The organism is Microvirga sp. P4_G7 (assembly GCF_056401005.1).
Genome location: NZ_JBFUKD010000387.1, coordinates 1 through 3,574, shown reverse-complemented (window position 1 = coordinate 3,574; position 3,574 = coordinate 1). Strand labels below are relative to the sequence as shown.

Sequence of the window (3,574 nt, the reverse complement as noted above, 5' to 3'; positions counted from 1 at the left end):
GAGTGAATGTCCGCCGAGGCGGATCGGGTACGTTGGGACTGGTCTACGTCGCCGATGGCCGAACCGACGCCTATTGCGAGCTTCACATCAATGCATGGGACGTCCTGGCGGGGCTTCTGCTCGTCGAGGAAGCCGGCGGGTGGACCAACAATTTCCTCGCCAACGACGGGCTACGAAATGGCAACCCGGTTCTCGCCTGTACGCCCGCGCTGGCCGAAATTATTTCGGAAGCCACGGGTATCCCTAAGGAACCCATCGGAACGGCTGGCCAAAATAGAATGAAATAGAACGAAATTGCCGGGTGTTCATCCTAAAGACGGCCCTCAAAAAGCTTGACCCGTCAGTCTATTGGATAGAATTTAGCCGGCCAACAAGAAGAACATTTCAAAACATCCTGGGAGGTTTACGGATGAAACTACAAAGAAATCTTGTCGCTGCAACGATGTTTGCCGGTGTCGCCACCGCCATGTCGTTCATGTCGGCAGGCGCCGCTAAGGCACAGGGCGCCCTCGTCGTCTATTGCGGCGTGCAGGAAGAATGGTGCCGCGGCATGATGAACGCTTTCGAGCGTGAGACCGGCATCAAGGTTTCCATGACCCGCAAGAGCGCCGGCGAAGTCTTCGCGCAGGTGAAGGCGGAAGCCGCCAATCCGCGCGCCGACATCTGGTGGGGCGGTACCGGCGATCCTCACATGCAGGCTGCCGAAGAGGGCCTGACCATCGACTACAAGTCGCCCAAGATGAGCGAATTGCAGGATTGGGCGGTCCGTCAGTGGGAGCAATCGAAGGGCCGTACCGTCGGCATCTACTCGGGCGCTCTCGGCTTCGGCTACAACACCGAACTCGTCAAATCGAAGAGCATTCCCGAGCCGAAATGCTGGGCTGACCTCCTGACGACCAAGCTGAAGGACGAAGTGCAGGTCGCTGACCCTAACTCGTCGGGTACGGCCTATACGCTTCTCGCCACCATCGTCCAGCTCATGGGCGAGGAAAAGGGCTTTGATTACCTCAAGGCCCTGCACAAGAACGTCAATCAGTACACCAAGTCGGGCGCCGCTCCGGCGAAGGCCATGGCGCTGGGCGAAACCACCGTTGGCATCGCCTTCATGCACGACATCGTGACGATGGTCGTCGACAAGGCTCCGATCAAGACCGTGGCGCCCTGCGAGGGCACCGGGTTCGAAATCGGATCGATGTCGATCATCAAGGGCGCCAAGAATCTCGACAACGCGAAGAAGTTCTACGATTGGGCTTTGACGCCGGCCGCGCAGAAGATCGGCGCCGAGACGAAGTCCTATCAGGTGCCTTCCAACAAGGCGACGCCGGTCCCGCCGGAAGCGCCGAAGCTCGCCGACATCAAGCTGATCAACTTCGATTTCGCGAAGTACGGCTCGTCGGAAGAGCGCAAGCGCCTGCTGTCCAAGTGGGACAATGAAGTGAAGAATCTGCCTAAATAGGCCTTCGCTCACAATTCTCGGATCGGCGGGGCGGCATCGCTCCGCCGATCTGATTTTCCAAACAACTTCTTTTCCAAAGCGCCCACCGTCTCCGTCCGGGAGCCGTGTCGCTTCGGGCTTTACGAGTACGTCTATGTCGCGGGCAACCCTCAGTTGGATCGTCCTGGGCTGGATCGGCTACGCCGTTCTGCCATGGTATGGTTTCGATAGCACGGCAACGCCAGGCCTTGCCGACTACCTTGTCGGCGGCTCGGGTCTTGTGCTCGGCCTGAATGGTGCCTGGTGGCTGCTGCCCTTGGCGGCACCTCTTCTCATCGCCCTGATTCCCGTCATCGGTCCGCGCGGCACGCGAGTGTCGGAGTGGCTCGTCACGGCCGGCGTTCTGGGCCTCGCGCTCGTGGTGCTGCAGGGCTTCACCATCGGGCTGAGCGGCTGGACCCTGGATCTCCTCAAGAGCCTGTTCGGTGCGCCCGGCCCTCGCCAGGGCGGTATGGGCTACGGTGCTGCGCTGACGTCCGCGGCTTTTCTCCTCATCCTCTGTCACGGCCTTGCCGCACGAGGCTGGTGCCGTGGCGATGCGTTCGTCACGTCCTCGATCGGCGTCATCATGGCGTTGATCATCGTTTTCGTGTTCTTTCCCGTCTCAACCATTCTCGCCAGCGCCTTCGCCGACAACAACGGTCAGTTCGCGCCGCTCGAATTCTTCGGGAAATTCATCGACCGCTCGATCTGGGGTCTCGATTGCCTGACCGGCGACCTGCGCTGCGGCGTTGCCTGGAACACGCTGTTCCTCGGCATCCTGGTCGCCTTCGGCACGACGCTTCTGGGTCTTGCCTTTGCATTGATCGCCACCCGCACGGATTTCCGCTTCAAGAAAGTTCTCCGGCTGATGAGCGTGCTGCCGATCATCACGCCGCCTTTCGTGATCGGACTTGCCTTGATCCTGCTGTTCGGTCGTTCCGGCGCCATGTCGACGGTGCTGTTCGAATGGCTCGGCCTGCCGCGCTCGCGCTGGATCTACGGCCTCCCCGGCATCTTCATTGCGCAACTGCTCGCCTTCACGCCGATCGCCTTTCTCGTCCTGATCGGCGTCGTGCAAGGCATCAGTCCGACCCTCGAGGAGGCCTCGCAGACGCTTCGCGCGAAGAGCTGGACGACGTTCATGACGGTAACGCTGCCGCTCATGCGCCCGGGCCTCGCCAACGCCTTCCTCCTCGGCTTCGTGGAAAGCCTCGCCGATTTCGGCAATCCGCTCGTCCTCGGCGGCAATTACGAAGTGCTTTCCACCAAGATCTTCTTCGCCGTCGTTGGAGCGCAACAGGATCAGGGGCGGGCCGCCGTCCTGTCGATCATCCTGCTCGCCTTCACGCTCGGCGCGTTCTGGGTGCAGCATGCGTGGCTCGGCAAGAAGGTCTATACGACCGTCACCGGCAAGGGCGATTCCGGCATTCCGCTGCCGTTGCCGCGTCGCGTCGCCGTCGCTTCGTACGCAACCGCAATTCCGTGGGCGGTCTTCACGCTCGGCGTCTATGTGATCATTGGCATCGGGGGGTTCGTCCGGTCCATGGGGCGCGACTATACCCCGACGCTGGAACACTACCTGACTGCGTTCAAGGTCGAGCGCGCTGATTGGGGACTTTATTTCTCCGGATCAGCTTGGAACTCATTCTTCTCGACGGTGAAAGTCGCGGCTCTGTCCGCACCGCTGACCGCGATCGTCGGGATTCTCACAGCCTATCTTCTGACACGCCAGCGCTTCTCCGGGCAACGGACGTTCGAGTTCGGAACGCTCCTGAGCTTCGCCATCCCCGGCACGGTCGTCGGCGTGTCCTACATCCTCGCCTTCAATGTGCCGCCGATCGAAATCACCGGCACCGGCTTCATCCTCGTAATGTGCTTCGTCTTCCGCAACATGCCCGTGGGCGTGCGCTCCGGGATCGCGACGTTGAGCCAGATCGACAAGAGCCTGGATGAGGCGTCCCTCACGCTCGGTGCGCGATCGGCCACCACCATGCGACGGGTCGTGTTGCCGCTGCTCCGGCCGGCAATCGTCGCGTCACTCGTCTATTCCTTCGTCCGGGCGATGACGGCCGTGAGCGCCGTGATCTTCCTCGTCAC

At 61.3% G+C, this 3,574-nt stretch carries 3 protein-coding genes; all 3 read left to right on the top strand.

Annotation, left to right across the window (positions count from 1 at the left end):
• The coding region (locus tag AC1DT3_RS15110; RefSeq protein WP_477466064.1) for an inositol monophosphatase family protein at nt 1–287 on the top strand (287 nt) is incomplete at its 5' end.
• 122 nt (nt 288–409) lie between these two features.
• Nucleotides 410–1,456: an ABC transporter substrate-binding protein gene (locus AC1DT3_RS15105; RefSeq protein WP_477466063.1), complete on the top strand. Its 1,047-nt coding sequence runs from the start codon at nt 410–412 to the stop codon at nt 1,454–1,456.
• Nucleotides 1,457–1,589: 133 nt separating this feature from the next.
• Nucleotides 1,590–3,574, top strand: a 1,985-nt coding sequence (locus tag AC1DT3_RS15100; protein ID WP_477466062.1) for an ABC transporter permease, incomplete at its 3' end; no start/stop codon positions are given.